The sequence below is a fragment of the Candidatus Tectomicrobia bacterium genome (genome assembly GCA_016192135.1).
In the GTDB taxonomy this organism is placed as follows: Bacteria; UBA8248; UBA8248; order UBA8248; family UBA8248; genus 2-12-FULL-69-37.
The window spans coordinates 68,627-95,456 of the sequence record JACPUR010000035.1 but is presented as its reverse complement, the minus strand read 5'-3'; the positions used below and the strand labels follow the sequence as shown (position 1 = coordinate 95,456).

Here is a 26,830-nt window from a genome sequence, read left to right as displayed (position 1 = left end):
TCGCGAGGCGGCCGCTCGGGATGAAACCGCCGCAAGCGCGGCGGCCCGCCGGGCGGGGAAACCCCGCCACGGCGGGCCGAAGAAGGAAAGCGCTTAGCTATTTCTTTCCGGCGACGGCTTTGCCGTAGCCGTGAATCCCCTTCTTGGTGGCATCCATCGCCCATTCCTTGGTCCTGCCGCCGTGGCAGGCGAGACAGGCATACTCGACCGTGAGGAAACCTTTCGCGAACTTGCCGTCCGGCGTGAACATGCTCGCCGCCGGGTCGAGGCTGATCTTGAAGAGGTGCGCCCGGATGTCCGCCTCGTGCGGACCTTTCTGGATGGCCGTCTTGGTCGCCCGCGCCATGTGGCAATCCGCGCACTTAACGCCGCCGAGCTGCATCATGCTGCCCTTATAATCGGCCGCCTGCTTCGGATGGCAGCTCTCACACTGCACCTTGAGGCCGTCCTTGAACTTGGCGCTCACGTGGGGCTTATGGCAGGTGACGCAGTCGAGCGCCTTGTGCTTGTTCGCCAGGAGCTCGTTGTACTGCTCGTGGTGCTGGATGAATCCGCCGGAGGCGGGGATGGTGTCCGCCTTCCCCCGGATGTGGCACTGGCCGCACATGGCCTTATCGGGGCGGACTTGGATGTTGCCCTTGTAGCCCTTCCCGCCGACGTGGTCCCCGCCGGGCCCGTGGCAAGCCTCGCACCCGACCCCGGGCTCCGCCCAGGTCCCCACGATGCCGGGCATCCCGTCCTGATGGCCTTCCTTGCTGTATCCGGTCGTGTGGCAGGCGCCGCAGTCGTACTTAAGGTTCTTCTGGCCCGGGTGATAATTGCTCCAGGTCCCGTCCTTGAGGTTGAACTGGTTCTTTCCGGGCGTGCCGCGCTTCACGTCCTTCAGGGAGAATATGTCGCGCTTGGCGTCGGGCATGACGCCCGTGGACGTGATGATGTAGCCCTGCTTGTCGACGTAGCGGAGCTTCCAGTTCCGGCCCCCGATGACGTAGCTGATGTCATCCCACGTGTAGCCGCCGGGCAGGGGCAGGCCCGCCCTGCGGGCGTCCTCGGCCTTGCGCAGCTTGTAGGGGTGCCCCGAGGCCACCCAGTCGTTTTGCTGCGCTTGGTGGCAGGTGACGCAGACCTGAGAGCCGACGTACTTCGGCTGTGCCTTTTTCTCTTCCTTCGGCTGCGCCTCCGCCCAGGCCGGAAGGAGCAGGCCCCCCGCGAGCAGACAGCCCAACGTGTATTTCACCAGTCCGCGTGCACCCCCTGACATAGGCTCCCCCCCTTCATGACACGCACGGATGAGGACACCCTGGCGCCGTGAAGGCGAGGCGGCCAGAGCCTGAATTTTGTGCGCGAAGGGAGACGGTGCTTTTACGGAAGGCCGAACGGAAAAAATATATTCCATCCTAACGAAATTCACCAGTTAGAAATGCCGGAAAAATCAGGCGCAAAAAGGATTTAACTTAATTAATTTCCTGATTTCCCCGGTCGTCACGGCCGATAATTCCGCATCGCCTCGGGGAGCCACTGCTGGAGCTGGCGGATGCGGGTCTCATCCGACGGATGGGTCGAGAGGAATTCCGGCGGCTTGCCCTTTCCCCGCCCGGCTTGCTGCATCCGGCGCCAGAAGTCCACGGCGGCGCGGGGGTCGTAGCCGGCCTTTGCCATGTAGATGAGCCCCAGGCGGTCCGCCTCGGACTCGTGGCTGCGCGAGAAGGGCAGGATGAGGCCAACCGAGGCCCCCGCTCCCAGGAGGCCCGTCACCTGCCGCACCATCGCGGGGTCTCCGCCCGACATGCCGGCCTCGACGGCGGCCAGCCCGAGGTTCACCAGGAGCTGCTGGCTAACCCGCTCCCCGCCGTGGCGGGCGATCACGTGGGCCACCTCGTGCCCGATGACGGCGGCCAGGCCCGTTTCGTCCCGGGTGTAGGGAAGGATGCCAGTGTGAACTCCCACCTTCCCGCCCGGGAGCGCGAAGGCGTTGGGCGTCCGGTCCTCGATGACGGCGAATTCCCATTTGTAGCCGGTCTGCCCCGTGGCGCCCGCGATGCGGCCGAGGACGCGCCGCACCATCGCGTTGATCCGCGGATCGCGGTTAATCTTATGCTTCTTGAGGAGCTCCTGCCAGGCCGTGAGGCCCATCTCCTGCTCGGAGGAGGGAGGGAGAATGAGGAGCTGTTGCCTGCCCGTCAGCTCGGAACGGACGCACCCGCCCAGCAGGGGGAGAGCGAGAAAAGCGGCGAGGACGAATGCCAGCAGGCGGTGGAACATGGGGAGTTCCTCCCGGCGGCCTTTCCAAAGCCTCAGCGAGCTGCACCCGAGAACTTCCTGCCTCGGCGATCCCTCTTCTTCCAGGCTCCTCTCTCCCCGTCTTTTCGGGTCCCCGAACCGGCCCGCCGGTTCGGGAGGAGGGAGAGGGGACGGGGGGTGAGGGAACGGCCACACGCGGCGCCAAATCCTCCCTCACCCCTGCCCTCTCCCATAGGGAGAGGGAGAAATGCCGAACCCGTCCGAAACCGGACGTCTCGTCCCCCTACTCCTCCAGGAAGTGCTGCACCTCGTTCAGAAGCTCCATCCGGCGCTTCTCGAGCTCCATGAAATGGGTGCCGTCCTCGAGGATGACGTAGCGCTTCCCCCAACTGTTGCGCAGCGCGTGGAAGAGGCCCAGGGCCTCGGGATCGGCCGAGGCGCCGTCCTGCGTCCCCCGGATGAGGAGGACCGGGCACCGGACCTTCGCCGCGTCGTAGAGGGGGACGTTGGAGGCCCGGTCGTAGAGGTCGGCCAGCGAGCCATTCGGCAGGCGCTGGGCGGGCGGCCGGCGCTTCGCCCCTTCCGGATCGTTGGCGAGGAGGGACTTCCAGTACGCGTCGACCACCCGCGGCTCCCGCCACTTGTGGTGGGCCGTGCCGGAAATGTGCCCCCACCAGCGCCGCTCCATGTTCTCCCGCGTGTTCCACATCCAGGCCCCGCGGCGGGCGTCGAAGCGGCCGGGCCGGGCCGGGTCCTCGAAAGCCGCCCGGCGGCGGGGGTCGTCGAAGGCGTAGTAGGGGGCGTAGAGGACGAGCTTCCCCACCCGCGCGGGCTCCTGGGTGGCGAAGAGCGGCGAGAGGGTGGTCCCCCACGAGCGGCCGAGGATATTGACGCGGTCCACCTCCCTGCGCTCGCAGATGAAGCGCACGGCCGCCGCGATGTCCCGCACCGCCTCCTTCCCCCGGATGGCGGGCGGCTTCCCGGCCGGGTCCTCGCGCATGACCTTCGGCCAGGTGGATTTCCCGAAGCCCCGCACCGAGAGGGTGAAAACGTCGAAGCCCCGGGAGGCGATGAAGTCCATCCAGGAGTAGCCCGGCACCTTGAGATCGAAGGCGACGGGGCCCGGAGCCACCCGGCCGTGGACGAGGAGCAGCGCCGCCTCCGGGCCGAAGCGCCGCTTGCCCCTCGGCCGCTTCTCCCACAAGTGGACGGTGATCCCCTTGTCCAGCGAGGGGATGAAGTGTTCCTTGGCCTCGATGGCCGGGGAGGCTTTGCGCGCTGCGGCGACGGGCATCCGGTGGCTCCTCAAGACAGATGAAAGCACAGTCCCCAGGGGGTAGATAATCGCTCTTTTTTCTAGGGCAGCGCCGCGCCCTCGTAGAAGCCCGCGGCGCGGTAGGCCTCGTCCAGGAGCACGACGGGGTGGACGACGCGCAGGTCCATCCCCCGCTCCCGGGCGCCGTAGGTGATCTGGATCTGGCAGCCGGGGTTCCCGGTGCAGACCACCGGCGCCCCCGAGGCCTCGACGTGGCCCATCTTGCGGTCCAGCAGGCGCATGGAGAGCTCGGTCTGGGTCAGGTTGTAGCTCCCCGCCGAGCCGCAGCACCAGTCGCTTTCCTTTAAGGGCACCGTCTCCACGTTCCCGACCGCCTCCAGCACCTTCAGGGGCTCCTGGCGCACCTTCATGGCGTGGTAGAGGTGGCAGGGGTGGTGGTAGGCCACCCGCTGGGGCTCGGGATGGGGAGCCTTGCGGAGCTGGATGCGGGAGAGGAAGACCGTCACGTCCATCACCTTCTCGCTGAAGGCCCGGGCGCGTCGGGCGAAGGCGGGGTCGCGCGCCAGGAGCGCCCCGTACTCGTGCAGCATGGCCCCGCAGCCCGAGACGGCGAGCACGATGGCGTCGAACTGGGAGGGATCGATGGCCTCGAGGTTCTGCCGGGCGAGGAGGCGGGCCGTTTCCCGGTCCCCGGCGTGGGCCTGGAGCGCCCCGCAGCAGGTCTGCGCCGCCGGGATGCTCACCCGCGCCCCGTTCGCGGCGAGGGCCCGCACGGCGGCGCGGTTCACGTCCCCGAAGAGGGCCGACTGGAGGCAGCCCCCGAAGAAGGCCACGCGTGTCCTCTCCTCCCCGATGGCCGGGATCTCCGAGGGGAGCGGGAGCATCGAGGAGAGGGGGGGCGCTTCGGGCATCATGGGCTCGAGGCGCGCGAGCTTCTCAGGGATCAGGCCGAGTCCGAGCAGGAGCGGGCGCAGGAAGGTGCGCTGGTAGAGACGCGTCCCCGCCGCCGCGAAGGCGAGCAGGGCACGGTTCGGCAGGAGCCACCGGAAAAGGAAGCGCCGCAGCAGCCGCACCCCAAGAGGCCGCTCCCGCACCTTCTCCAACCCCTCGCGCGCCGCCTCGATCAGGGAGCCGTACTTCACCCCCGAGGGACAGGCCGTCTCGCAGGCCCGGCAGTCGAGGCAGCGGTCGAGATGCTTCAGCACCGTGGCGTTCACCGCCATCTCCCCGTCCACCACCATGCGCATGAGGTAGATGCGCCCGCGCGGGGAGTCCATCTCGTTCCCCAGCAGGGCGAAGGTCGGGCAGCTCGTGGTGCACAGGCCGCAGTGGATGCAGCGCTGGATCATCTCCCGGTCCGGGCCCAGGGGGCCGGAGAGGGGGTTGGAGGCCTCGGCCGTTTTGCTCTCGGTCGCTATTGCCATTTGTCCCGCCTGATTTTGAATCTGTAGGGGCGGTTCGCGAACCGTTCCTACATCAGGTGTGCCATATCCGCATCCGCACGGGCGAAGCAAGCCTCGCCCCTACCACAACATCCCACCGCCCTTCCATGTGCGATGTCATTCCGAGCGCAGCGAGGAATCTGCTTTTGAACCAACAACAGATTCCTCGGGCCTTCGGCCCTCGGAATGACATCTTCAGTCTTCGTCCCCTTTTTTCCTACAGCCGCCCCACGAACCGCCCGGGGCTCAGGGTGCGGGTCGGGTCGTACTCGCGCTTCAAGCGGCGCATGAGGACCAGCGCGGCGGGATCGAGGGCGTCCTCCCCCCAGACGGGAATCTGCTCCCGCAGGGAGGTGGGGCCGCCGTCGAGTCGCACGTGGACGAACCGGCCCGCCGCCGGATCGGCCCCCGCCCGGCAGAGGGAGGCGAAGGCGTCCCAGGCCGCCCGGGGCTCGACGCCCCGCTCCCGGGGGGCGAGCCAGGCCCGGAGCACCCCGCTCCCGGCGTGGGCGGCGACCGCGCGGCGGAAGCCGCCCTTCCCGGCCGCCTCCTCCGCCGCGCGGGCGAAGCGGGGGAGCTGGTCCGCCCGGCCCGAGGCCCGCACCGCGAGCGACTCCTCGCGGGCGAAGTCCCCGCCCGGCTGGTCCGCCAGGGCGGCGCCCAGGCGGGCCGTCTCCTCCTCGTCCAGGCGGGCGAGCTCCCGGCCCCCCTCCCGGCCCAGGAGGTCCTCGAAGCGGCGGAGCGCCTCGGCCAGGCCCTCCTCGAAGTCCCCGAAGGCGGCGGCGAGGCACCAGGGGCCCGGGAGGAAATACCGCTCCCCCAGCGCCTCGATGCGCCCCGCGTCCAGCACCTCGACCCACAGGGGATGGAGCGGGAGGGCCATCAGGCGCCGCGCCGCCCGGAAGGCCTCCCCGGCGGTGCCGAAGCCGGCCGCGCGCGCGCCCGAGCGCTCGGGCGCCTTGTAGAGGCGGATGGCCAGCTCGGTCGCCACCGCGAGGGTGCCCCAGCTACCGGCCAGGAGGCGGTTCATGTCGTAGCCCGTCACGTTCTTCACCACCAGGGCGCCGTAGGTGTGGGAGGAGCCGTCCGGCAGCGCCACCTTGAGCCGCATCACCCGGTCCCTCGCCCTCCCCCAGCGCACGCGCTGGGGGCCCGACCGTTCGGCGAAGACGGTGCCGCCCACCGTGGCCTTCCCCGGGTTCGCGGGATCGAGGCCCGCCGTCTGCCCCTCGGGCCGGGTGAGCCGGTTCAGCGACTCGATGGTCATGCCGGGCTGGACGACGGCGGTGAGGTCGTCGCAGAGAAAATCCACCGCCGCCGAGAGGCGCTCGGTCGAGAGGGCCACGTCGTACCGCTCGGGGGGATAGCCCGCCCTGCGGCTCGTGCCCCCGCCCCAGGGGACGACGCCGAGGCTCCCCTCGCTGGCCCGGGCGAGGACGCTCAGCACCGCCTCGTGGCTCGCGGGCCGGGCGACGAGGAAGGGCATCCGGCCCCCCAGGACGTACATGCCCGTCCCATCCCCCGAGAGAAGGGAGGGGTCGCCGGTATCGGCCTCCACGGCGCGGGCGAAGGCGTCGAGCGAGGCGGCCATGCGGGCTACTTGGTGAAGGCGGCGGCCATGCGGGCCACCCCTTGGCTGGCGTCGCAGATGGGGAACTCCACCTCTCCTCCGGGCAGAATCTTCCCGGGGTTGAACATGCCGTCCGGGTCCACGGCCTCCCGGGCCCGCTCCATGATGCCGAGGGTCGCGGCGTCGAACTGGTCGCGCATCTCGCGCTTTTTCTCGATGCCGATGCCGTGCTCGCCGGAGAGCACCCCGCCCGCCCGGATGCAGGCCCGCAGCACCTCCGCCCCGCACTCGACGGCCCGCTCGGTCTCGCCCGGCACGCGGTCGTCGAAGAGGACGTTGGGATGGAGGCTGCCGTCCCCGGCGTGGAAGACGTTGGTGATGCGAAGCCCGTAGCGGGCGGCGATGCGGTCGAACTCGTCGATCACCTCGGCGAGCTTCGAGCGGGGCACGGTGCCGTCCAGGCAGTAGTAGGCCGGGGCGATGGCCCCGAAGGCGCCGAAGGCCTTCTTGCGGCCCATCCAGAGGCTCTCGCGCTCGGCCTCGCTCTGGGCCAGCCGGAAGGTGGCGCAGCCGTTCTTCATGCAGATGTCGCGGATGATCTTCTCGAGGGGCCGGATGGAGGAGGGCAGGCCGTCCAGCTCGATCAGCAGGACAGCACCCGCGTCCCGGGGATAGCCCGCCTGCATCACCTTCTCGACCGCCTCGATGGTGTAGCGGTCCATGAGCTCCATCGCGGCGGGCACGGCTCCGGCGGCGATCACTTCGCTCACGGTGCGGCAGGCGTCCCCCACCTCCTTGAAGCAGGCGAGCATGGTGCGCACCCCCTCCGGGTTCGGGGTGAGGCGCACGGTCAGCTCGGTGATGGCGGCGAAGGTGCCCTCCGAGCCGACGAAGAAGCCGCGCAGGTCGAGCCCTGGGGTCTCGTCCCCGTCGGCGCCCAGATGGACGGCGTCCCCCGAGCCCAGCACCACCGTCATGCCCTGGATGTGGTTGGTGGTCATCCCGTACTTGAGGCAGTGGGCGCCGCCCGAGTTCTCGGCGGCGTTCCCGCCGATGGTGCAGGCCATCTGGCTGGAGGGATCGGGGGCGTAGTGGAAGCCGCGCGGCAGCGTCTCGCGAGAGAGGTGGAGGTTCACCACCCCCGGCTGGACGCGCGCGAGGCGGTTCTCGTAGTCGATCTCGATGATACGGTTCATCCGCACGAAGACGGCCAGCACGCCTCCCGGCGCGGGCGTGGCTCCGCCCGAGAGGCAGGTGCCCGCGCCCCTCGGGATGAGGGGCACCCCCGCCTCCCGGCACAGCCGCACCACCCGCTGGACCTCCTCCGTGCTCCCCGGGAGGACGACGGCCGAGGGCTGGCCCTTGTAGATGGTCAGGGCGTCGCAGTCGTAGGCCCTGAGCGCCACCGGGTCGGTGTGGATGTAGTCGGCCCCCACGGCCTCGGTGAGCTTCTGGATGAGGGTGGCCTGGTCCACGGAACGCCCCTGTCCGGCTGGAAATCCTGCCCGATCGGATGGATTATAGCCCGCCGTCCGGGTGGGCCCAAGCGGGGGCGGGGCATCCCCAAGGAAACGGCGGTCACCCTGCCATCCATAGGGGCGGTTCGCGAACCGCCCCTACAGACCACGCGGAACGATTCGCCCCTCCCCCAATCCCTCCCCTTGGTTAAGGGGAGGGATTGGGGGAGGGGCGGGGCCGGATGCCGTGAATTGAGATTTCATAGGAGACACCGTGCCCGGCCGCCCTCCCCTGACCCTCCCCTTCTACTACGGCTGGGTCATCGTGGCCCTGGCGTTCTGGACCATGGCCTTCACCATCACGGCCCGCTTCTCCTTCGCCATCTACCAGGTGCCCCTCATCGCCGAGTTCGGCTGGGGCCGGGGGGCGCTGGGCGGGGCCTACGCCCTGATGCTCGCCACCTACGCCCTCATCTGCCCCTTCGTCGGGAGCCTCTTCGACCGGAAGGGCCCGCGCTCCGTGGTCCCCTGGGGATCGGCCCTGGTGGGGATGGGGCTTGCCCTCGGCTTCTTCGTCTCCTCCCTCTGGCACGTGTACGTCTTCACCGGCCTTTTCCTGGGAGTTGGGGCGGCGATGAGCGGCTTCGCCCTGAACAGCGCCATGATGCCCCGCTGGTTCCAGCGCAAGCGGGGGGCCGCCACGGGCATCGCCCTCTCGGGGAGCGGGATCGGCATCCTCCTCCTCATCCCCGCGATCGAGCGCCTGATCGCGGGGGCGGGCTGGCGGGCGGCCTACCTAGCCTTCGGCCTCCTCGTGCTGGCGGGCTTCGCCCCGGTGCTCTGGCTCCTCCTGCGCGACCGGCCCGAGGACGTGGGCCAGTCCCTGGACGGGCTGCCCCGCCGCGAGGGCACCCCCGCCCCGCCCGCCCCGGGCCATTCCGTCCCCCTGCGCCAGGTACTGGCCTCGGTCCGGCGGGAGCGCAACTTCTGGGCGCTAGCCCTCATCGTCTTCTTCATCGGGGTGAACAACAACACCGTCCTGAGCCAGCTCGCCCTCTACCTGACGGACGCGGGCTTCTCGACCGCCTTCGCCGCCCTCATCTTCGGCTCGATGGGGGCCATCCGCATGATCGGGAGCATGACGCTGGGCTGGGCGAGCGACCGCCTCGGCCGCCAGCAGGCCCAGGCAATCGCCGTCGCCATCTCGGTGGCGGGCCTCGCCCTCCTCCTCCTCATCCCCCCGATGGGGAGCCCGGCCTGGCTGGCCTGGCTCTTCGCCCTGGTCTACGGGATCGGGACGGGCGCGATGGGCACCTGCCACTCCGCCATGGCGGCGGACAGCTTCGGGGGGCGCTCCTTCGGGGCGGTGATGAGCCTGCTGGAGATCGCCTTCGGGCTGGGCGGGGCCCTCGGGCCGCCGCTGGCGGGGCTGCTCTTCGACCGGACGGGGAGCTACCTCATCCCCTTCAGCTTCATCCTGGCGGGGCTGGGCGCCAGCTTCTTCCTCGCGCTCTTCATGTACCGGCCGGCGGGGAGGGAGGGGAATTAGGAAGTAGCCTTTCGGTCGGCCCGATTGAAAGAGACTCCTTCATGAACGGGCGGCGCCGCACAGGAAGGCGCATTCAGGTGCGCCAGAGCAGGGTGAGCAGGCAGTCTTCGCCGTCGATCTCGACCAGCTCCACCGCAGCGAGCGCCCGGCGCTCGTTGCCGGTACGGTCCAAGTAGCTCACCGTGCTCTCGCGGAGCGTGCCCGCCTCGCGCAGCCTGGCCAGGAACCCCTCGCGGTCCTCCGGCGGGGACCAAAGGCGCAGCACCTGCGGGGCGAGGCCGAGGAGCTCCTCACGGCTGTAGCCGGTGATGTCCAGGAACCGGGCGTTGACGTCCACGAAGCGGCCCTCCGCGAGGGTGGTGAGAGCCGTGGCCACCGGGCTGGCATGGAACAGCTTGGCGAACCGCCGTTCCCTCTCCAGCAAGGCGTCTCGCGCCCGCACCTCCTCCGTGATGTCGCGGCAGAGCCCGAACATCGAAACCGGCCGGTCGGCTTCGTCCCGCTCCACTTCGGCCTGGGAGTCGAGCACGCGCATCTGGCCGTCGGGGCGGATGATCCGCTCCTGATGCCGGAACGGCTTGCCCGATTCCAGCGCGGCGGCCACGGCCGCGTGGACCCGGGCCCGGTCGTCGGGATGAATCCGGTTGATGAAGACCTCATAGGAGAGCGCGGTTCCGGGCTCCAATCCGTAGATCCGGCAGAGCTCGTCCGACCAGATGAGGGTGTTGGTCCCGATCTCCCAGTGCCAGCTCCCCATCCCGGCGAGCTGCTCGGCGCGCCTGAGCATGCGCTCCTGGCGCCGGGCAGGCTCCGCCGTCTGCTTCACCTCCGGACCGCATCCCCCCATCAGCGGCCTCCTTCGCGCGCTCCTCTGGCGCGGAGCGGAAGACGAGTTTCCAAGCACCCAGCACACGAAACGCCAGATTAACCGAAATTATAAGAACGGCTTACGTGGAATGTCTAGCCCGTGTACTCGACGATGTGCATCCCCAGGCCCCAGCGGTCGCCGACATAGGCGAGGCCGGTGGCGCGGTCCACGAAGACGTCGTTGGACTGGGGGCAGAACTTCTCGGCGTTCCCGGCGGGGACGTAGTAACCGGCTTCCTTGGGCCGGAAGGGGTTGGACCAGTCGATGATGCGGAGGCCGCCGTTGTACCAGACGATGTAGACGAGGTCGTCGCGCCGCATGTCGAGCCAGACGTTGTGGGCCCCGTAACGGGCGCCCGTCTCGCACCAGCTCATGTCCCGGGGGCGCATGGAGACGGGGTCGATCTCGGCGGGGTGGTAGGTGCTGATGGGGAGCGGATGCAGCGGGTTCCGCATGTCGTAGAAGGTGACGAAGGCGGGCGGGTGGGCGCAGTTCATGGTGACGCACTCGGTCGTCACCACGGCGAACTCCCCGCCCGGGGGCACGAGGAAGGTGTGGTAGGCGCCCGGCCAACCGTGGGTCTCGTGGGGGTTGTGGCGCCAGAGGAACCGGGGCCGCCGGGGATCGGAGGTGTCGAAGAGGGCGATGCCCCCGTTCCAGAAGCCGCAGGTGGCGTAGTTCCCCCAGGGGTTGGCCTCGTGGAGCCAGCAGCCCCAGCCCACCTGCTCGAAATCCCACGAGGGCTTCTCCCCCGCCCCCTCGTTCTGGCCCTCGATCCAGGACTGGCTCAGGAGCTCGGGCTTGAAGGGGTCGCGCACGTCGTAGATGTTCATCACCTTGCCCCGGCAGCCCTCCTTGAAGGCCGAGCAGTAGAGGAGCTTCCGCTCCCGGTCGTGGATGGGCCGGTGGACCCCCCGGCCCTCCCCCTCGATCCAGTTCACGAAGCGGGGCTTCCTGCGGTCGCCGAGGTCGAAGATACGCATCCCCCCGACGGCCTCGGGGTCGTCGATGCCGGGCACCTTCTCGCTGTTGGTGTAGAGGGCGTCCTCGACGAGGAGCAGCTTATGGGTGCGGGCGCTCGGCCGGTCCACGATGCGGTGGACCACCCGGGGCCTCGAGGGGTCCGAGACGTCCAGGACGGTCATGCCGTTGTGGCCCAGGGCGCCCGAGGCGGCGACGTAGGCCACCCCGTCCCGCACCTGGATCTGGAAGGTGTCCCCCCAGCCGTCCAAGTCCGTGTGGCCCACGAGGCGGGTGTTCTTCTTCATCTCGGGGCGGGGGCCCGCGAGCCTCGATGGCTCTTGGCCGTAGGGGATCATCGTGTCCCCCGCGCGGGGCGGGGCATCGTAGTGCGGCCGGGGCACGGGGGCCTCCTGACTGGATGCAAAACTAGTTGTCCCTATAGGGCTTCCTCTGCAGGTAAAGGTTCAATCGCTTTTCATAACTGGCGATGCGTACCTCGCCCGCCTTCTTCTGGCGGAGGAGGTCGATGGCCTGCTGCTGGGTCTTGACGGCGTCCTCGAAGCGTCCCGCCTCGGCGTAGGCCGCGGCCAGGGTGTCCAAGTTGTACTCATCCCACCTCAGGCGGACCGACTTGATGGCGATCTCCACGGCGCGTTTTCCGTCCCGGCAGCTTGGCGGCCCGGGGCAGGTGGCGAGGAACCAGGCGAGGAAGTTGTTCGCCGCGGAGTCCTCGGGCGCCAGCCGAACCACCTTCTCTTGCGCCGCGAGCGCCTGAAGGTAAAGCTTCTTCATCAAATAGATTTCCGCCTGGTTGCTGAGAGAGAAAACATGATTCGGCTCCCTCTGGAGCACTTTCGCGATGTCCGCGAGAGCCAGGTCCAGGAGCCTCAGCCTCTTGTACATCGCGGCCCGGTTGCTGTAAGCCAGTATGTAATCCGGCTTCAACTGGATTGCCTTTGTGTGGTCCGCAACGGCAAGATCGTAAAGACCCCTGCGTCCGTAGGCGCTCCCCCGGTTGGTGTAGGCAGCGTAGCTTTCCGGCCTCAGGCGGATGTATTCCGTGTAGTAGCGGATCTGAGCCTCGTAGGACTGCGTCTCCTGCGCCTTCCGCCACAGCTCCTCCGCCGTCTGGCCCCAGGCCGGGGCGGAAACGCCCACGACGACCGCAACCGCCAGCATGACGAGCCAAAGCCGTTTCATGCCCAGCCCTCCTCCGCATGGGCCGCAAGCCCCTCCCTTCACTCCGCCTCCCGGTGGGGCTTCTTCTTCTTGAAGAGGTCGGCGCGCGTCTGGTAGTCGGCGATGCGCTTCTCGCTCGCCTTCTGCTGGCGCAGCATGGCGACGGCCTGCTCCTGGGTCCGCACGGCGTCCTCCCACCGCCCGTCCTCGGCGTAGGCGGCGGCGAGGGTGTCCATGTAGGAGGCACTGTAATCAAGTCCCACGGCCTTCAGGGCGTGCTCGACGGCGCGCTTGCCGTTGCGGCAGGAGGCGGGCCCCGGGCAGGTGGCGAGGAACCAGGCGAGGGAGTTGTTGGCCGCGGCGCTCGCGGGATCGGCCTGGTAGGCCTTCTCGAAATCGTTCCGGGCCTCCTCCCAGCGCTTCATGGCCTTGTAGCTCTGGGCGCGCCAGCGGACGGAGGAGATGTCCTTCGGGTCGCGCTCGAAGGCCTTGGTGTACTCGATGACCGCCAGGTCGTACTGCTTGCGGCCCTGGAAGATCCGCCCCCGGTTGCGGTGCGGGAGGGCGTACTTGGGGTTGATCTGGGCGGCCTTGGCGTAGTCGGCGAGAGCGAGGTCGATCTGCCCCTTGTTCTCGTAGGCGACGGCCCGGTTGTTGAAGGAGACGTGGTCGTCCGGCACGGCGCCCAGGTGCTTGTTGTAATCCGCGACGGCCAGGTCGTACAGCTCCTTGTCCAGGTACAGGTAGCCGCGGTTGCGGTTGAAGTAGGTGTCGGAGGGGTTCAGGCGGATGGCCTGGGTGTAGTCCTGGATGGCCTCGTCGGTCATCTTGGCCAGCTCGCGGGCGCGCCCCCGGTGGTAGAAGTTGTAGGCTTCGCCCGGCTCCATCTGGATGGCGCGGTTCATATCCTCGATGGCCGCCGGATAGTTCTTCCGGTCGATCTGGAGGCGGCCGCGGTTGCGGTGGTAGAGAGGCTTGCCGCCATCGAGCCGGATGGCCTCGGTGAGATCGGAGAGCGCGAGGTCGTGCATCTTCTTGTCGTGGTAGGCGACGCCGCGGTTGTTGTAGGCCAGGGCGTAGTTCCGGTCCAGCTGGATGGACCTGGAGTAGTCCGCGATGGCCAGGTCGAACTGCCCCTTGTCCAGGTAGACGTTGCCCCGGTTGTTGTAGGCCAGGGCGAAGTCGGACTTCATCTGCACCGACCGGTTGCAGTCGGCCAGGGCGAGGTCGGTGAGCTTCTTCGCCCGGTAGGCGATGCACCGGTTGTTGTAGCCGACGTAGTCGTCCGGGCGGAGGCGGAGATACTCGGTGTAGTAGCGGATCTGGTCGTCGGGCGAGGTGGCCTCCCTCCCCCGGCGGAACCACTCCTCCGCCGTCTGGCCCCAGGCCGGGACGGAAAACATCCAGAGCAAGAACGCCAACCCGCACAGTGCCGCCCACCGCATGCGCCGCATGCCCGTCACCCTCCAGAGAGCCCCTGCCGAACGAGTTAAAGAAAGGGAACCGGCGCGCATTATCCGCCGGGAGATGCGTACTTCTCAAGAGGGAAGCGGAGAAAGCTATCCGGGAAGAGAAACTTTCAGCTCCCCGGCGAGGGAGGCGACCTCCGCCCAGACGGCCGCGTCGATGGGAACGCCCTCGCGCAGGCGGCGTTCGCGCTCGGCGAAGCCGCGCTCGCCGGGGATGCGGATTTCCGGGGCCCCGGGCGCCTTTCGCGAGCCTTTCACTTCCCGGATGTGGACGGCGGCGGCCCGGCGGAATTCCCCGGGGTCGCCGAAGGCGGCGGGGTCGATGGCGATGAGGAGCTCCCCCTTGTCGTAGCGCCCCTCGCGGACGGCCTGGCCCAGGGGCTTCCCCACCTTGGCCCCGAGGAGAGGGCCCGCCAGCAGCCCCATGAAGAGCGACAGGCCGTAGCCCCGGTGCCCGCCGAAGGGGGCGACCGCGCCCGCCGCCGCCTCGGCCGGATCGGTCGTGGGCCGGCCGTCCGGCCCGACGGCCGCCCCGGGCGGGAGTCTCTCCCCCCGGGCCTTCGCCCGGAGGACGGAGCCGAAGGCGATCTCGCTCGTGGCGAAGTCGAGGAGGAGGGGCCGGCCGTCCTCACCCGGAAGGGCGATGGCGAGGGGGTTCGTGCCCAGCACGCGCTCGCCGCCCCCGAGCGGATGGACCAGGGGCTGCACCACGCCCATCAGGAGGCCCGCCAGGCCCTCCCGGGCGATGTGCTCGGCGTAGTAGCCCGCCATGCAGATGTGGTCGGCGTTCACCACCCCGACCGCGCAGCAGCCGGCGCGCGCGGCCTTGCGGGCGGCCAAGCGCGCCCCGTAGAGGACGCCCACCGGGCCCAGCGCACGGCCGGCGTCCACCAGGGCGCTGGCCTCGCGCTCCTCCGTCACCCGGGGGCGCGCCCTCGGGTCGATCATGCCGGACTGGATGCGCCGGATCATCATGGGCAGCCGGAGGAGGCCGTGCGTGCCGTAGCCGCGCAGGTCGGCCTCCAGCAGGACGTCGGCCGCCACGGCCGCGTCCTCCGGCCCGCAGCCCGCGGCCGCGAACAGGCGCTCCACCAAGCCGCGCAGGGCGCCGGCGGGAAAGACGCGGGGGGAATCGGAGGGCATGCGGGATCTCTCCGTGCACGAGCAAGCGCAGGGGCGCCCGATTGAACGCCCCTGCGGGGAATATCCGCCCCGGAAGGCTTGTTTTTCCCTACAGGTCCGGCGCGGGCGCGGCGATGCTGGGCCGGCTGACCCGCATCATCCAGCAGTAGATCTCGATGCGGTTCTCGTCGGGGTCGAGGAAGTAGAAGGCGTGGCTCCCGCTGCCGCCCACGAAGCTGTCCCCGTCCGAGCCCTCGGGGCCGTGGGTGTAGGGCCCCGAAACGAGCTGGATGCCCTTTCCCCGGACGTGCTGGAGGGCCTCGAGCCAGGTCTCCCGGTCGTGGGCCTCGAAGGCGATGTGGTGGAGCCCGGCCTGGGTGCGCTTTTCGGAGTCGCCGAGGGGGATGCCGGCCTTGCGCGCGTCCTCCGCCAGCTCGAAGAACACGAGGTCGTGGTGCATGTCGCCGCAGCGCATGAAGCAGATGGGGCGGCGGAAGTCGGGCGGGCCCCACTTGCCCGTGAGCTTCAGGCCGAGGACCTCGCGGTAGAACTGGATCGAGCGCCCCACGTCCTTCACGTGGATACCGATGTGGCCGACACGCTTGACGAAGCAGGGCATATCTACCCTCCCCCTGTCTTGAGAGGCGGCGCCTCCCGCTGGACCGATGGCATGGCCGCGAAGCCGCCATTGTAGCATGCCCGCCGCCGCCTTGACTCCGGGGGTTTCCCCGCCCATTCTCTATCCGGCCGCCGCGGGCGGCGCGCATTCCCCCAGTGAGGAAAATCCCGTCCATGAAGAACCGCCTGACCTTCACCACGGCCGCCACCCTCGTGATCCTGATCGTCCTGGGCTCCCTGCTCGTCTGGAGGCTCTCGGGGACTCCGGGCGGCGAGGCGGACGTCGAGCGCATCGTCCGCCAGTACCTCCTCAAGAACCCCGAAGTCATCGCCGAGGCCATCGCGTCGCTCGAGCAAAAGCGGGAGGCCGCCCAGACGGCGGCCGCGCACCAGGCGCTCGGCCAGAACCAGGGCCCGCTCTACAACGACGCCGAGGCGCCCGTGGGCGGGAATCCCCAGGGGGACGTGACCATCGTCGAGTTCTTCGACTACCGCTGCGGCTACTGCCGGAAGGTGCACCCGGCGGTGGAGAACGTCCTCAAGAAGGACGCCAAGGTTCGCATCATCTACAAGGAGTTCCCCATCCTGGGTCCGCCCTCGGTCCTCGCGGCCCGGGCCGCCCTCGCCTCACGCGCCCAGGGAAAGTACGTCGCCTTCCACAACGCCCTCATGTCGGGCGGGGGCTCGTTCAGCGAGGCGGAGATTCTCGAGACGGCGGCCTCGGTGGGGCTCGACTCCGAGCGACTGAAGAAGGACATGGCGGCGCCCGAGATCGAGGCGATCCTGCAGAAGAACTTCGCCCTGGCGCAGGCGCTCGCCATCCGGGGGACGCCGGCCTTCGTCGTCGGGAAGAAGCTCATCCCGGGCGCCATGGAGGAGGCGGACCTCGCCGGCTTGATCCAGGAGGCGCGGGCCGGGAAGTAGCCCCGCGGGAGGCGCCCGTTGAAAGGGTTGCTCGGCACCCAAGACGGCCAAAAGCTGGACGAGAAGGCGTTCCTCGAAGGGCCGCACTCCCGGAAATGGGAGGCGGCCTTTCTTTTCCGCGTGGCGTTGGAGTTCGTGCGGGGGCTCCGAAAGCTCCATTTCCTGGGCCCTTGCGTGACGGTCTTCGGCTCGGCCCGCATCCAGGAGGGGCACCCCTACTATGAGCTGGCGCGCGAGGTGGGCCGCGAGATCGTGAAGCTGGGCTTCACGGTGATGACGGGGGGCGGGAGCGGTCTCATGGAGGCCGCCAACCGGGGGGCCAAGGAAGGCGGCGGCCGCTCGGTCGGATGCAACGTCCAGCTCCCCCACGAGCAGAAGCCGAACGCCTACCTCGACCACTGGGTGACCATCCGCTACTTCTTCATCCGGAAGGTCTTCCTTTTCAAGTACTCCTACGCCTTCGTCGTGATGCCGGGCGGCATCGGGACGCTGGACGAGCTGTTCGAGGCGTATACCCTGATCCAGTGCGGGAAGATCCAGGACTTCCCCATCGTCCTGATGGGGCGGCACTACTGGGAGCCCCTTCTCGGGCTCCTCAAGGAGATGGCGGGAGAGGGAACCATCTCGCCCACGGACCTCGACCTCATCCTCGTCACGGACTCGGTCGAGGAGGCGATGGCGCACATCGAGCGCCACTCGGTGGTGAAATTCCGCCTGCGCAAGACGCTCCTGCCGGTGCGGATGCTGGCGGAGTAGGGGAATCGATCAGGCGCAGCGCCGCAGCAGCATCATCCGGAGGGCCTGCAGGGAGGCTTGGCAAGCGGGGCATCGGAGCGGGTCCCGGCCGCACCAAGCGTCATCCACCGGGGGCCGCAGCGTCCGCCCCATGGGCTCGAAGCAAAGGAACCCCTCTCCCGGGAAGTCCACCCGGAAGGGGCAACCCAGGTTCATCCGGTTCGCCGGCTCCCGCGCCGCCTCGAACGCCTCCGGACCCGGGATCATGACGGCCTCCTGGCAGGAGCGGGCTAGGGAAGCTGGCCCCCGGTCCGGAGCGCCACGCTCCGCTGGAAGCCCGTGTAGACGGGACAGTGCAGATGGTCGCCCTTGCACCAGCCCTCGATGATGTTCTCGGGAGGCTTGGCGTACTCGTCCAGCCAGGGGTCGAAGCAGAGGATTCCTTCTTCCTCGGAGTCCTCCCGGTAGGGGCAGCAAGATTCGAGGGCCTGCTTGTCGGATGGGGGCATGGGCATGTCTCCATATACCGGACGTTTCTATCCGAAATATGCCCTCATCTCGTCCGCTCTGCAAGCGCTTTCCGCATGCGAATTTCGGACCCCACTCACCGGGTCCGCAGGACGACGAGGTGATCCGTCCCCGACTCGGGCGCCCACACCTCCCCCGGGCGGCCCAGCATCTGGCGGACGCGCGCCCCGGGGCGCGGGCTCGGGAAGGCCTGGAATTTCTCCGTCTCCGGATCGAAGCGGACGACGGCGTTGGCCGAGAAGTCGGTGAGCCAGACGATGTCCCTTTCGTCCACGTAGACCGAATAGGCGCGCGGGCTCTCGCCCGGGAGTTTCCACACCTTCCACCCCTTCGTCTTCGGGTCGAAGCGGCTCACGTTCCCGCTGTTCCACTCACTGATCCAGAGCCTCCCCTTGGAATCGGACCATACCCGCCGCGCCCCCTGCTCCGGCGTCGGGGGCTCGATCACCTCGGCCGCGCCCGTCCCGGTATCGATGCGGGCGAGATAGCTCCCCGCCAGCGAGACGTAGTAGACGGAGCCGTCCGGCGTCGCGGCGATGCCGTAGGGGCCGCGCCCCTTGGGCGCGTCATAGACCTTCACCTGCCCCGTCCTGGGGTCGACGCTGCCGTACACCCCGTTCTGGCCCGTGAACCAGAGGACGCCCCGGCCGTCGAAGGCGGCGGTGTTCAGGTTGGCGTAGCCCCGGCCGGCGAGCGGGTAGCGCTTCACCGCGCGCGTCTTGGGGTCTACCCGCACGATGGCGTTCAGGCCGCTGTCGGTGACCCAGGGAGCGCCGTCCGGCCCGACGATCACCCCGTGGGGTGCGGACCCCCCGCCGAGGGGGATGTGCTCGGTCCTGCCCGTCTTCGGGTCGAGCCAGCCCAGGGCCCCCTGGTGCTGGGCGGTGTACCAGACCCCGCCACCGGCGGCGGGGGCCACATCGTGCGGATGGGCACCCTTGGGCACGGGGTAAGACTGCATCTCCACCTTCGCCGCACCTGCCTCACCCCCGGCGGCGGCTCCCAGCGCCAGGAGCACGGCCGCAACCGCGATTCTCAGCCCCATCGTCTCCCCTCCCTTGCGGCGAGGCCGGGCGGCGGCCGGGCCGGCTTCGCCGGATGTGGAATGTCTATCCACCTCAACACCACCCCCCAAAAGCTCCCCCCTCCTCCCAAACTGGCGGGCCAGTTTGGGGACCCTGAAAAACAGGGGGAGAGCGCAAACCCTTCCGCTCCCTGGGGGGGAGGGAGCGAAGCGATGGAGGGAGGTAATGATAATGCCTTCCGGTTTCAGGTGAAATCATGCAATTTTTCCCCGCGCGCCCTTTCGTTGTTGAAGTAGAATGAGGAGATTCGACTGCCGTCCGCGGGCTCTGCGCCCCCGGGCGCGCCCGCGGCGGGGCCGCCGCTAGGAGTTCGGCGTCAGATGCGGCCGGAGGGAATGTCCATCCGCGTTCGTGGCTCGGCCTGGAACTTCGAGCGCCCGCCCCCGGGCCCTCGCGCCTTCCGGAAGAAACCGCATGCCCCTTACTCGCCGCTAATGGAGATGTATTCCGCCATGAAACACGTTCGCCTGGCTTCAGTTTCAACCGCAGCCGTCTTCGCCGCCGCCATCGCTCTCGCCGGATTCGCGCAGGCGCAGGAGAAGCCTCAGGAGGGCGCTCCTTCGGTGCAGCAGGAGAAGCCCGCCGCCCCCAAGGCCCAAGATAAGATGCAGAAGAAGGCGCCGGCCCGCGCCCGGAACGCCGCCAAGAAGAGCAACCCCGAGGTGATGACCCTTCAGGCGGCCTTGAAGAAGGCGGGCGAGGACCCCGGCCCGGCCGACGGGGTCATGGGCCGCAAGACGCGCAGTGCCCTCCGCGCCTTCCAGAAGAAGAACGGGCTCAAGACGACGGGCCGCGCCGACAAGGAAACCATGGCGAAGCTCCAACCCTTCATGGGCAAGTAGCGGCGCGCCCGGCCCCAAGGACTTCCTCCCCCTCCCTTCCCGGGAGGGGGATTTTTTTGCCGTTTGCGGGCAAAGACCTTCCCGTGCATATTGAACTCATCGTTCATACAGAGCGTCCGCCGCCCCAGATGGGCCGAAGCCGCCGTCCACCGGTGGTGCTTTGCACCAATGGGCGAAGAAGAATTTCCCACCGACTGCCGGAGAAGGAGCGACGACATGAACCGGAAAATGAGAGCCCTCTCCCTTTCCCTGCCGCTGGGCGCGCTGCTGGCTCTCTCGCCCGCCTTCGGCGCCACCGAGATCACGCCGCAGGAGAAGAAGCTCATTCCGCTCGCCAAGAAGGAAGGCTCCGTCGTTTACCTCCAGACATCTTTCAACAACGACACGATGCAGAAGCTGGGGGAGTCCTTCGTCAAGCGCTACGGGCTGGGAAGCGGCTTCAAGGTAGTTCCCATCCAGAAGGGGACGGGCCCCACCGTCTCCCAGGCGCGCCAGGAGATCCGGGCGGGCAAGTTCACCTTCGATGTCATCTCGGTCGCCTCGGCGGGCTTCTTCATCGGCGCCGCCAAGGCGGGGGCCTTCCTGCCCCTGGACAGCGGCCACGTGAAGAACCATGAAGAGAATTGGAAGAAAGCGGGGATATACTATGACTATCCCCATTTCGTCTCCCCCTACTCCTACACCTTTCAGCCCGTCTGGAACACGGCCTGCCCCGGCATGGAGGGGGTGAACATCACCTCCTATGCCGATATCACGGACAACCCCAAGCTCAAGGGCAAGGTCCTCGTCAGCGACGTCACGAAGAGCACCTCGTACTCGCTCACGACCATCGGGCTGATCGAGAACGGCATCGATATCAAGGGGATGTGGCCCAAGCTCAAGGCGCTCGATCCTCTCGTGGCCTTCCGCACCGAGGCGAAGATGCAGTTCGTCATCAACTGCGAGCGTCCGGTGGACATGTGGAACCTCTCGGGCCGCGCCCTCCAGAAGATCCGCGAGAAGCCCGAACTGGAGAAAGGGCTGAAATGGGGGACTTATAAGGAGGGTATGGTCCTTTTCGGCCAGCAAGCCGGCGTCATCAAGGGGGCGAAGCACCCGAACGCGGGCAAGCTGTTCCTCGACTTCCTCCTGACCAAGGAGGCGGCGGACATCGTGGCCGAGGGGGAGGTGAGCTTCTACACCATGCTCAAGGGTTACAAGCCGCCCGAGTCCGTCCGCAAGTACATGATCGACTTCGACAAGGTGAAGATACTCCCCATCAAGGATCAAACCGCGGCGGCGAAGAAGTTCAAGGCGATGCACGCGGAGTGGCAGAAGATATTCCAGTAGGAAGAGAAAGCCTCTCGTGGCGACCCCGGGGCGAGGCGGCCTTCCGGGCCGCCTCGCCCCGGGGAGCCCTTGGCGGCAGGTGCCCATGACCACCCTGAGCACGACGCAAGCCGCCGCACGGTTGCAGGGATGGCGGAACCTCCTCACCGTGGAGACGGTGACGAACACGGCCGTCAGCCTGCTCGTCGCGGCCATGGTGCTGCTCCCGCTCCTCGCCCTCGTGGTGAGCAGCTTCCTGGTGCTCGACGACCTGGGCTTCGGGACAGAGTGGGGCCTGGCCAACTACCGGGAAATGTTCCAGGGCCACGTCATCCGCAAGGCCCTGCTCAACACCCTCTTCGTCAGCACCGGCTCGACCATGCTGGCCACCTTCCTGGGCGTCTCCCTCGCCTGGGTCAACGCCCGCACGAACTGCCCCTGGCGCGAAAAGCTCGAGCCCCTGAACCTCATCCCTTTCTTCCTGAGTCCCTTCGTGGGGGCGATCGCCTGGCACAACCTGGCCTCCCCTCAGGTCGGCATGCTCAACCATTTGGCGTGGGATTTCCTGGGGGTCGAGGGGGCTCTCTTCAACGTGAACAACCTCTTCGGCATCATGTGGGTGACGGGAATATTCTTCACCCCCCTGGTCTACCTCTTCGTGGTGGGCTCGCTGCGGCGGATGGACCCCTCCCTCGAGGACAGCGCCCGCACGGCGGGGGCGGGCCTCATGCGCACCACCCTCACCGTGACGCTCCCGCTCGCCTTGCCGGGCATCCTCTCGGGTACGATCATCGTCTTCGTCACGAGCGCGGGGGAGTTCGGGGTGCCCTTCAAGCTCGGGGCCCCCTACGGCTGGGAAACCCTCACCACCCAAATCTTCACCAAGGCCGTGGGCGACCAGGCGAACAGCTACATGGGCGCGGCCATGAGCATGACGCTGGGGGTCGTCACGGCGGCCTTCATCTGGGTGCAGCGGCGGATCATCGCGCCGCGGGAGTTCACCACCGTGACGGGAAAGGGCTTCCGTCCCACCGTCGTGGACCTGGGCCGCTGGAAATGGCTCGCCTTCGGCCTGAACGTCCTCTACATCCTCATCGCGGTGGTCCTGCCCGTCATCAGCATCTTCCTGGTGAGCCTCCACCGCGTCTGGATAGGCAAGATCATTCCGGCCGATTTCTCCTCCATCAATTACGAGCTGGTCCTCTTCTTCTGGTCGCCGGAAAGCATCAAGCCCGCGACGAACGGGATCATCAACAGCTTCATCCTCGCGATCAGCGGCGCCACGATCGGGATGGTCCTCTCGATCGTGATCTCGTTCCAGATCCACCGCCGGCGCGGCCGCTTTGCCGGCGCGCTGGACTTCCTGTGCGCCCTGCCCGTGGGCTTCCCGGGCATCGTGATCGCGGTGGGGGTGCTCCTCACCTACATCAAGACGCCCATCTACGCGACCATGTGGATACTCCTGCTGGGCTACGTGACGCGCTTTTTCCCCTATGGACAGCGCAACGTGGCTTCCGTCATGCTGGCCGTCTCGGAGGAGCTCGAGCAGAGCTCCCGCCTCTCCGGCGCCTCCTGGACCACGACGCTCAGGCGCATCACCGTCCCGTTGCTCAAGCCGGGCATTTTCGCGGGATGGCTGCTCCTGTTCCTCATCTTCATCCGCGAACTGCCGATGTCGCTCATCCTCCACACGACAGGGACCGAAACCCTCTCGGTGGGCATCTACTACCTCCAGGAGTACAAGAACGAGTCCGTCACCTGCGCCCTCTCCGTCGTCCAAACCCTCATCCTGCTGGGCTGCGTCTTTCTCTTCCGCAAGGCCGCGGGCCGCGAGGCTCTGGTCGCCTGAGGGGGCCGCCCGGCCTTTTCCGGCTCCTCGCGAATTCAATAACACCTTGTTTTTACTTGACATAACAAAAAACTCCTTCCGGGGGCCTTCGAATCTTCCAAATTTCGGAAGAAAAGGTCATAATTTCTTCGTCCTTTCATTGAGCCGCTTTTTTCTCTCCGCCGGGGAAAGGAGCGGGCATCGGGTTTCCGGGCGGATGTCTCCCGCGCTGGGGAGAGGAGGGTGCACGCATGAAGTGGACCGCGCATCGTTCCATCCATTCCGCCGTCCTGCTGCTGGCGCTCGCCGCGCCCGCGTGGGGCGCCACCGAAATCACGCCCCAGGAGAAGAAGCTCATCCCGCTCGCCAAGAAGGAAGGACAGGTCATCTTCCTGGAAACCTCCTGGAAGGACGACACGATGCGGCGCCTAGGGCCCGCGTTCCTCAAGCATTACAACCTGGGCAGCGGCTTCAAGGTGAACCACATCCTCAAGGGAACGGGCCCCACCGTGTCCATGGCGCGCCAGGAGATCAAGGCGGGCAAGTACAGCTTCGACGTCGTCTCGGTCGCCTCGCCCGGCTTCTTCGCCGGCGCCGCCAAGCAGGGCGCCTTTCTCCCCCTGGACAGCGGCCACTGGAAGAAGCACGAGGAGAACTGGAAGAAGGCGGGGATCTTCGTGGACTACCCCCGCTTCATCGCCCCCTACTCCTATACCTTCCAGCCCGTCTGGAACGTCTCCTGCCCTGGCATGGAGGGCGTGAACATCACCTCCTACGCCGACATCATCGACAACCCCAAGCTGAAGGGGAAGGTGCTGGCGAGCGACGTCACGAAGAGCCAGTCCTATTCGCTGACGACCATCGGGTTGATGGAGAACGGCTACGACGTCAAGGCCATGTGGAAGAAGCTCAAGGCCCTCGACCCTCTCGTGGCCTTCCGCACCGAGGCGAAGATGCAGCAGGTCGTCAACTGCGAGCGGGCCGTGGACATGTGGAACCTCTCGGGGCGGGCCCTCCAGAAGATCAAGGAGAAGCCCGATCTGGCCAAGAGCCTGAAGTGGGGTTCGTATAAGGAGGGCATGGTGCTCTTCGGCCAGCAGGCCGGCGTCATCAAGGGGGCGAAGCACCCCAACGCGGCCAAGCTGTGGCTGGACTTCCTCCTGACCAAGGAGGCGGCGGACATCGTGGCCGAGGAGGAGGTCAGCTACTACACCATGCTCAAGGACTACGAGCCCCCGGCGTCCGTGAAGGCGCACATGATCGATTTCAACAAGGTGAAGCTCCTGCCCATCAAGGACCAGCTCGGCGCCGCGAAGAAATTCAAGAAGATGCAGGAGGAATGGCAAGAGGTCTTCCGGTAGGGGATCGTCTCGGCGCGTGAACATCCCGCCGGGGGGAATTACCCCCCCGGCGGGACTCCTCTCCAAAGGGAACCGATGGCCATCTTGAGCGCCCGGGGGACAGCCCTCCAGCTCCGCAGGTGGAGGGGCCTCCTCCGCCCCGAAACGGCGATCACCTCCCTGGTCAGCCTTTTCGTGACGGCCATGGTGGTGCTTCCCCTCGCCTCCCTCGTCGTGAACAGCTTCCTGGTGCCGGATGAGCTCGGCTTCGACACCGAATGGGGCTTCGGCAACTACCGCGAGATGGTCCGGGGCCACGTCATCCGGAGGGCCTTCCTCAACACCCTCGTCATCAGCTCCGGCACCACCCTGCTGGCCACCTTCATGGGAGTCGCCCTCGCCTGGATCAACGCCCGCACGAACTGCCCCTGGCGCGAAAGGCTGGAGGCGCTGAACCTCATCCCCTTCTTCCTCAGCCCCTTCGTGGGCGCCATCGCATGGCACAACCTGGCCTCTTCCCAGATCGGCCTCCTCAACTTCCTGGCCAGCGACCTCCTCGGCATCCAGGGGGCCATCTTCAACGTCAACAACCTCTTCGGCATCATGTGGGTGACGGGGATTTTCTTCACGCCGCTGGTCTACCTCTTCGTGGTGGGCTCGCTGCGGCGGATGGACCCCTCCCTCGAGGACAGCGCGCGAACCACGGGCGCGGGCCTCCTGCGGACCACCCTCACCGTCACCCTCCCGCTCGCCCTGCCGGGCATCCTCTCGGGCGCGATCATCGTCTTCGTGACGAGCGCGGGGGAGTTCGGCGTCCCCTTCAAGCTGGGCACCCCCTACGGCTGGGAAACCCTCACCACCCAAATCTTCACCAAGGCCGTGGGCGACCAGGCGAACTACCAGATGGGCGCGGCCATGAGCATGACGCTCGGCGCCATCACGGCGGCCTTCATCTGGGTGCAGCGGCGCATCATCGCGCCGCGCGAGTTCACCACCGTGACGGGCAAGGGCTTCCGGCCCAACCTCATCGACCTGGGCCGCTGGAAGTGGGCCGCCTTCGGCTGGAACGCCCTCTATATCTTCATCGCGGTCATCCTCCCCATCCTCTCCCTCTTCGTGGTGAGCCTCCACCGGATCTGGACGGGGAAGATCATCCCGTCGGAATTTTCCTTCTGGAACTACCAGCGGGTGCTCTTCATCTGGTCGCCGATCAGCTTCAAGCCCGTGACCAACGGCCTCCTCAACAGCCTCATCCTCTCCCTGGCCGGGGCCTCCCTGGCCATGATCCTGGGCATCGTGGTCTCTTTCCAGATCCACCGCCTGCGCGGGCGCTTCTCCGCCCTGCTGGACTTCCTCTCCGCCATCCCCGTGGGCTTCCCGGGCATCGTCATCGCGGTGGGGGTCCTCATCACCTACATCAAGACCCCCATCTACGCGACCATCTGGATCATCCTGCTGGGCTATGTGACGCGCTTCTTCCCCTACGGGCAGCGCAATGTGGCCTCGGTCATGCTGGCCGTCTCGGAGGAGCTCGAGCAGAGCTCCCGGATGGCCGGGGCCTCCTGGGTGACGACCATGCGGCGCATCACCCTCCCCCTCCTCAAGCCCGGAATCTTCGCGGGCTGGATTCTCATGTTCCTCATCTTCATCCGCGAGCTGCCGATGTCGCTCATCCTCTACACCGCGGGCACCGAGACCCTCTCGGTGGGCATCTACTACCTGCAGGAGTACGAGAACGAAGCCCTCACCTGCACCCTCTCGGTCATCCAGACCTTCATCCTGCTGGGGTGCGTCTACCTCTTCCGCCGGGCCGCCGGCAAGGAGGCCCTCTCCGCCTGACCTTCTTCGTGCCCGCCCCTCCTCCGGGAGGGGCGGCCCGCCTCTTGGGAAAACGGCTGCCGGTTAAATCCAATGACGCTTCCCCCCTCCCCCCGGGAGGTCGGGCCCGCATGGGCCCGAGGGGGGAGGGGCGCCCGGATGGCTGCTCCCCCACCCTGCCCTCCCCCGGAGGGGGAGGGGAACTGCAAACCATTTTTCATGGCGCGGCCTCCGGGCCTTCGCCCGCCGACCTTCCTCCGCCCGCCGACCTTCCTTCGCCCGCCGAAGCGGGCTTCGCGAAGGCGGGAGCGGGCTTCGGCCCGCGCAGGCGGGAGGGGCGGCCCGCCTTGGAAGCCCGGCGGAAGCCCGGTATCCTCCCCGCAGGACATTCCACATCCGCGAGGAGAGGACGCATGATCGAGAGCCCGAAATATCCCTGGAACGAGAGCGCCGTCCCCGGCGAGCGCTCCATCGACAAGCCCGAGCTCCCGCCCCAGGGCTACGAGATCACCATGGTCGCCGAGACCGAGACCCAGGGGGAGGGCCAGCTCAAGGTGGGCCGTTACCGCCACTTCGAGGTCTTCTGCGACGAGCCGCCCCGCATCGGCGGCCAGGACCGCCACCCCCAGCCCCTCACCTACGTGGCCATGGGGGTGGGCTTCTGACTG

The 26,830-nt window shown here is 67.8% G+C and carries 24 protein-coding genes; 9 read left to right on the top strand and 15 right to left on the bottom strand.

The genetic code is table 11. The features are described 5' to 3' along the window. Positions 1-97: 97 nt before the first annotated feature. The 6 genes from HYZ11_14190 to HYZ11_14165 all read right to left on the bottom strand — a co-directional run bounded on the left by HYZ11_14190 (position 98) and on the right by HYZ11_14165 (position 8,004). Positions 98-1,237, bottom strand: a complete 1,140-nt coding sequence (locus tag HYZ11_14190) for a hypothetical protein (protein ID MBI3128750.1) — start codon at positions 1,235-1,237, stop codon at positions 98-100. Positions 1,238-1,482: 245 nt separating this feature from the next. Next, positions 1,483-2,262 carry a M48 family metallopeptidase gene (locus HYZ11_14185; protein ID MBI3128749.1) on the bottom strand — a complete coding sequence of 260 codons (780 nt, stop codon included), beginning with the start codon at positions 2,260-2,262 and terminating at the stop codon, positions 1,483-1,485. Positions 2,263-2,524: 262 nt separating this feature from the next. Continuing rightward, positions 2,525-3,535, bottom strand: a complete 1,011-nt coding sequence (locus tag HYZ11_14180) for an alpha/beta fold hydrolase (protein MBI3128748.1) — start codon at positions 3,533-3,535, stop codon at positions 2,525-2,527. Positions 3,536-3,597: 62 nt separating this feature from the next. Next, positions 3,598-4,941, bottom strand: a complete 1,344-nt coding sequence (locus HYZ11_14175) for a 4Fe-4S dicluster domain-containing protein (protein MBI3128747.1) — start codon at positions 4,939-4,941, stop codon at positions 3,598-3,600. Positions 4,942-5,176: 235 nt separating this feature from the next. Then, on the bottom strand, positions 5,177-6,550 hold the full coding sequence (locus HYZ11_14170) for an FAD-binding oxidoreductase (GenBank protein MBI3128746.1): 1,374 nt from the start codon (positions 6,548-6,550) through the stop codon (positions 5,177-5,179). Positions 6,551-6,555: 5 nt separating this feature from the next. Continuing rightward, positions 6,556-8,004: an FAD-binding protein gene (locus HYZ11_14165; protein MBI3128745.1), complete on the bottom strand. Its 1,449-nt coding sequence runs from the start codon at positions 8,002-8,004 to the stop codon at positions 6,556-6,558. A 256-nt stretch (positions 8,005-8,260) separates the two neighbouring features. Here HYZ11_14165 and HYZ11_14160 point away from each other — a divergent pair, with 256 nt between their 5' ends. Next, positions 8,261-9,535 (top strand): MFS transporter, encoded by a 1,275-nt coding sequence (locus HYZ11_14160; GenBank protein ID MBI3128744.1) that lies wholly within the window; start codon positions 8,261-8,263, stop codon positions 9,533-9,535. A gap of 73 nt (positions 9,536-9,608) precedes the next feature. Here the strand turns inward: HYZ11_14160 and HYZ11_14155 are convergent, their stop codons facing one another. From HYZ11_14155 to HYZ11_14130, 6 genes are all read right to left on the bottom strand, one after another. Beyond that, positions 9,609-10,382: a PAS domain S-box protein gene (locus HYZ11_14155; GenBank protein MBI3128743.1), complete on the bottom strand. Its 774-nt coding sequence runs from the start codon at positions 10,380-10,382 to the stop codon at positions 9,609-9,611. A gap of 113 nt (positions 10,383-10,495) precedes the next feature. Then, a complete protein-coding gene (locus tag HYZ11_14150; GenBank protein ID MBI3128742.1) occupies positions 10,496-11,767 on the bottom strand; it encodes a hypothetical protein in 1,272 nt (423 codons plus the stop codon). Between the two features lie 25 nt (positions 11,768-11,792). Continuing rightward, on the bottom strand, positions 11,793-12,566 hold the full coding sequence (locus tag HYZ11_14145; protein MBI3128741.1) for a hypothetical protein: 774 nt from the start codon (positions 12,564-12,566) through the stop codon (positions 11,793-11,795). A gap of 38 nt (positions 12,567-12,604) precedes the next feature. Continuing rightward, positions 12,605-13,999: a tetratricopeptide repeat protein gene (locus tag HYZ11_14140; protein MBI3128740.1), complete on the bottom strand. Its 1,395-nt coding sequence runs from the start codon at positions 13,997-13,999 to the stop codon at positions 12,605-12,607. A gap of 105 nt (positions 14,000-14,104) precedes the next feature. Beyond that, positions 14,105-15,157 carry an Ldh family oxidoreductase gene (locus tag HYZ11_14135; GenBank protein MBI3128739.1) on the bottom strand — a complete coding sequence of 351 codons (1,053 nt, stop codon included), beginning with the start codon at positions 15,155-15,157 and terminating at the stop codon, positions 14,105-14,107. Positions 15,158-15,245: 88 nt separating this feature from the next. Beyond that, on the bottom strand, positions 15,246-15,755 hold the full coding sequence (locus HYZ11_14130) for a VOC family protein (GenBank protein ID MBI3128738.1): 510 nt from the start codon (positions 15,753-15,755) through the stop codon (positions 15,246-15,248). 173 nt (positions 15,756-15,928) lie between these two features. On the opposite strand from HYZ11_14130, the gene HYZ11_14125 reads away from it, so the two are divergent. After that, positions 15,929-16,678 carry a DsbA family protein gene (locus HYZ11_14125; protein ID MBI3128737.1) on the top strand — a complete coding sequence of 250 codons (750 nt, stop codon included), beginning with the start codon at positions 15,929-15,931 and terminating at the stop codon, positions 16,676-16,678. Between the two features lie 27 nt (positions 16,679-16,705). Beyond that, complete coding sequence (locus HYZ11_14120; protein MBI3128736.1) at positions 16,706-17,434, top strand: TIGR00730 family Rossman fold protein; 729 nt, start codon at positions 16,706-16,708, stop codon at positions 17,432-17,434. Positions 17,435-17,443: 9 nt separating this feature from the next. Here the strand turns inward: HYZ11_14120 and HYZ11_14115 are convergent, their stop codons facing one another. From HYZ11_14115 to HYZ11_14105, 3 genes are all read right to left on the bottom strand, one after another. Then, positions 17,444-17,680 carry a hypothetical protein gene (locus HYZ11_14115; GenBank protein MBI3128735.1) on the bottom strand — a complete coding sequence of 79 codons (237 nt, stop codon included), beginning with the start codon at positions 17,678-17,680 and terminating at the stop codon, positions 17,444-17,446. A 23-nt stretch (positions 17,681-17,703) separates the two neighbouring features. Beyond that, positions 17,704-17,922, bottom strand: a complete 219-nt coding sequence (locus tag HYZ11_14110) for a hypothetical protein (GenBank protein ID MBI3128734.1) — start codon at positions 17,920-17,922, stop codon at positions 17,704-17,706. A gap of 95 nt (positions 17,923-18,017) precedes the next feature. Next, on the bottom strand, positions 18,018-18,908 hold the full coding sequence (locus HYZ11_14105; GenBank protein ID MBI3128733.1) for a lyase: 891 nt from the start codon (positions 18,906-18,908) through the stop codon (positions 18,018-18,020). A gap of 552 nt (positions 18,909-19,460) precedes the next feature. Between HYZ11_14105 and HYZ11_14100 the strand changes: the two genes are divergently transcribed. The 6 genes from HYZ11_14100 (at position 19,461) to HYZ11_14075 (ending at position 26,827) form a co-directional block, all read left to right on the top strand. After that, on the top strand, positions 19,461-19,868 hold the full coding sequence (locus HYZ11_14100; protein MBI3128732.1) for a peptidoglycan-binding protein: 408 nt from the start codon (positions 19,461-19,463) through the stop codon (positions 19,866-19,868). A gap of 216 nt (positions 19,869-20,084) precedes the next feature. Continuing rightward, positions 20,085-21,197: an ABC transporter substrate-binding protein gene (locus HYZ11_14095; protein MBI3128731.1), complete on the top strand. Its 1,113-nt coding sequence runs from the start codon at positions 20,085-20,087 to the stop codon at positions 21,195-21,197. Between the two features lie 79 nt (positions 21,198-21,276). Further along, a complete protein-coding gene (locus tag HYZ11_14090; protein ID MBI3128730.1) occupies positions 21,277-23,025 on the top strand; it encodes an iron ABC transporter permease in 1,749 nt (582 codons plus the stop codon). A gap of 230 nt (positions 23,026-23,255) precedes the next feature. Continuing rightward, positions 23,256-24,365, top strand: coding sequence for an ABC transporter substrate-binding protein (locus tag HYZ11_14085; protein MBI3128729.1), 1,110 nt, complete (start codon positions 23,256-23,258; stop codon positions 24,363-24,365). A 75-nt stretch (positions 24,366-24,440) separates the two neighbouring features. Continuing rightward, on the top strand, positions 24,441-26,183 hold the full coding sequence (locus tag HYZ11_14080; protein MBI3128728.1) for an iron ABC transporter permease: 1,743 nt from the start codon (positions 24,441-24,443) through the stop codon (positions 26,181-26,183). A gap of 392 nt (positions 26,184-26,575) precedes the next feature. Continuing rightward, positions 26,576-26,827: a hypothetical protein gene (locus HYZ11_14075; protein MBI3128727.1), complete on the top strand. Its 252-nt coding sequence runs from the start codon at positions 26,576-26,578 to the stop codon at positions 26,825-26,827. Positions 26,828-26,830: the final 3 nt, after the last annotated feature.

Coding starts and splice junctions, on each gene's coding strand:
- HYZ11_14175 (MBI3128747.1), bottom strand. CDS start 4,941: ATGGCAATAGCGACCGAGAGCAAAACGGCCGAGGCCTCCAACCCCCTC.
- HYZ11_14135 (MBI3128739.1), bottom strand. CDS start 15,157: ATGCCCTCCGATTCCCCCCGCGTCTTTCCCGCCGGCGCCCTGCGCGGC.
- HYZ11_14170 (MBI3128746.1), bottom strand. CDS start 6,550: ATGGCCGCCTCGCTCGACGCCTTCGCCCGCGCCGTGGAGGCCGATACC.
- HYZ11_14145 (MBI3128741.1), bottom strand. CDS start 12,566: ATGAAACGGCTTTGGCTCGTCATGCTGGCGGTTGCGGTCGTCGTGGGC.
- HYZ11_14130 (MBI3128738.1), bottom strand. CDS start 15,755: ATGCCCTGCTTCGTCAAGCGTGTCGGCCACATCGGTATCCACGTGAAG.
- HYZ11_14125 (MBI3128737.1), top strand. CDS start 15,929: ATGAAGAACCGCCTGACCTTCACCACGGCCGCCACCCTCGTGATCCTG.
- HYZ11_14080 (MBI3128728.1), top strand. CDS start 24,441: ATGGCCATCTTGAGCGCCCGGGGGACAGCCCTCCAGCTCCGCAGGTGG.
- HYZ11_14075 (MBI3128727.1), top strand. CDS start 26,576: ATGATCGAGAGCCCGAAATATCCCTGGAACGAGAGCGCCGTCCCCGGC.
- HYZ11_14140 (MBI3128740.1), bottom strand. CDS start 13,999: ATGCGGCGCATGCGGTGGGCGGCACTGTGCGGGTTGGCGTTCTTGCTC.
- HYZ11_14185 (MBI3128749.1), bottom strand. CDS start 2,262: ATGTTCCACCGCCTGCTGGCATTCGTCCTCGCCGCTTTTCTCGCTCTC.
- HYZ11_14085 (MBI3128729.1), top strand. CDS start 23,256: ATGAAGTGGACCGCGCATCGTTCCATCCATTCCGCCGTCCTGCTGCTG.
- HYZ11_14100 (MBI3128732.1), top strand. CDS start 19,461: ATGGAGATGTATTCCGCCATGAAACACGTTCGCCTGGCTTCAGTTTCA.
- HYZ11_14180 (MBI3128748.1), bottom strand. CDS start 3,535: ATGCCCGTCGCCGCAGCGCGCAAAGCCTCCCCGGCCATCGAGGCCAAG.
- HYZ11_14115 (MBI3128735.1), bottom strand. CDS start 17,680: ATGATCCCGGGTCCGGAGGCGTTCGAGGCGGCGCGGGAGCCGGCGAAC.
- HYZ11_14095 (MBI3128731.1), top strand. CDS start 20,085: ATGAACCGGAAAATGAGAGCCCTCTCCCTTTCCCTGCCGCTGGGCGCG.
- HYZ11_14155 (MBI3128743.1), bottom strand. CDS start 10,382: ATGGGGGGATGCGGTCCGGAGGTGAAGCAGACGGCGGAGCCTGCCCGG.
- HYZ11_14110 (MBI3128734.1), bottom strand. CDS start 17,922: ATGCCCCCATCCGACAAGCAGGCCCTCGAATCTTGCTGCCCCTACCGG.